Consider the following 1,871-nt stretch of genomic DNA (forward strand, 5'->3'; position numbering starts at 1 on the left):
TGGCATAAATCCAAATGATTTTTGAAGAAAATTCAAAAAATATACTTGATTCTACATTGCATACGATATTACATTACCAACGGAATTTATCTCCACCAAAAGTGTACACGAATGGAGTGAAATTGAAATCGATTTGGACAAAAGACCAACGATCTATATAATCCAAGCATAAAAAAAGCCTCGAATTTCGGGGTATCTACATATTTACATAATGGGTCTTTATAAATTTTTAAATATAAATGTAGACCTCTTTGATTTAAATAAATCAATCTAACACAACATGAACAAAAAGATTATTTTAAGAAAATCTCCTTTGTTAGAGTTTGTTTTTTCTGACAAACATTTGGTTATTAAGGATTTGGGAGAACCCTCAAATAACGGTAGTTATCTGTACGACCTAATTCAATCATTTGAAATCACTGAAACTAAATCAAACTGGTTCCTTTCTATTCTTAGTTTTGTTGTTGCCCTTTTAAGCGGTATGGTAGCTGGAGGTTTTTACAAAAAAAAAGCGCGATTAAATTTCACCTATAATGACAAACCTTACAAAATATCCTTAATTGATTGTGAGTCGGACAAAATTCAAAAAGTTGTGCAACATGCTCACAAAACAAAACTATAGATAATTAAGACAATCGGTTTCTTCTATTTAAGATTATAAAGAGACCCATCAACACAATGCCGGTCAATAAAATCAAAATTATAGTTTTAGCACTATCAAATGGTTTAACCATACGATAATAAACAAATAAATTCAAGATATTATATATAGAATGTACTACTATTACTGCTAGAATATCAGAATAGGTAAGAAAAAAATAGGTTAAAAAAACACCTCCTAAAAAAACTGGCAACAAACCTGAGTCTCCCCCTAAATGGGCAATTGAAAAAAAGAGTGCAGTTGCTATGACACTTTTCTTAAGACCATAATTAGAATACAATCCTTTAGCCAAAAGTTTACGAAAAAAGAGTTCCTCAATTATGGGACTAACAAGAATAACATAAATAATCGAACCTACAGACATGTAAATAGGTCTATATGATTCAATTATCTCTGGAGAATACCATTTCCAAAATAAATTAGTGATTGCATAATTTACCAAAAAAAGCCCAAAAACTCCGATTATTCCGTAAAAGATAGCTTTGGGATTCACCTCGATTTTAGTGTTCTCTACAAATGCCCAAAACTTCTTTTTATTTCCGTTCAAACCAATAAAAATAATCGAAAAATAGATCATAATAATGGTAATTGACTGCAAAAGATTTTCCTCCTTTAAAAAAGTTTTACATAAAAGAGAAAGAACCAACAGACCAAGAGTAAGAGAAAAAGCTTTTAAAAATTTCATAACAGAATAAAAAACCAGTTCCTGTAAAAAAGAAACTGGCATTTCATTATAAATTAATACATAATCAATTTAACTGTCTGCACGTATTTGCGGCTTGGGATAATTGTAAAGCTAAAGCAGTAGGTCCATTCTGTTCATATTCAACTTGAGCAGCATTATCTATAAAATTAGCCCATTGCATCATATTCCAATTGACATCGTTCATGGACATATCATCTGAGTTTGAAGGTAATGTTGGTGCATTCGCAGTCCAAGTAGAAAAAAGACTGCCTCCTCCTGGACCAAAGACCAATTTAGATAACTGATTAAACACTGTTTGAACTACAGTTTGCCCTGTTTCTCCTTGACAAAAGGCACCCCCATCATCTGCGGGCATATGCATAATTTCAGCCCCTCCTTTAACTTCCAATAGTTCGTGTACGGGAACCGCTTCAAAATCGTTTAAACTTAATTTTTTGATACTCATAATGGTTAATGTTTTTTTGTTAATATTGTCAAACCTACTTACAAATGGCATAAATCCAA

General features: G+C 31.5%; 3 protein-coding genes and 1 pseudogene. 2 read left to right on the forward strand and 2 right to left on the reverse strand.

Features of this window, described 5'->3' with window-relative positions; genetic code table 11:
• Nucleotides 1-55: 55 nt before the first annotated feature.
• Together GO009_RS17710 and GO009_RS17255 are read left to right on the forward strand one after the other, a co-directional pair.
• Nucleotides 56-172, forward strand: a pseudogene (locus tag GO009_RS17710) (SAM-dependent methyltransferase); the annotation flags it as partial.
• 108 nt (nucleotides 173-280) lie between these two features.
• On the forward strand, nucleotides 281-622 hold the full coding sequence (locus GO009_RS17255; RefSeq protein ID WP_163627952.1) for a hypothetical protein: 342 nt from the start codon (nucleotides 281-283) through the stop codon (nucleotides 620-622).
• A 4-nt stretch (nucleotides 623-626) separates the two neighbouring features.
• Here GO009_RS17255 and GO009_RS17260 read toward each other — a convergent pair whose 3' ends face one another.
• Both GO009_RS17260 and GO009_RS17265 read right to left on the reverse strand, forming a co-directional pair.
• The gene (locus GO009_RS17260; RefSeq protein WP_163627953.1) at nucleotides 627-1,388 is read right to left on the reverse strand and encodes a CPBP family intramembrane glutamic endopeptidase; all 762 of its coding nucleotides are present in this window, start codon (nucleotides 1,386-1,388) and stop codon (nucleotides 627-629) included.
• A 22-nt stretch (nucleotides 1,389-1,410) separates the two neighbouring features.
• On the reverse strand, nucleotides 1,411-1,871 hold a 461-nt coding region (locus GO009_RS17265; RefSeq protein WP_203532490.1), incomplete at its 5' end, for a hypothetical protein.

Origin of the sequence: Allomuricauda sp. TY007 (assembly GCF_010468565.1) — a bacterium.
Classification (GTDB): domain Bacteria; phylum Bacteroidota; class Bacteroidia; order Flavobacteriales; family Flavobacteriaceae; genus Flagellimonas.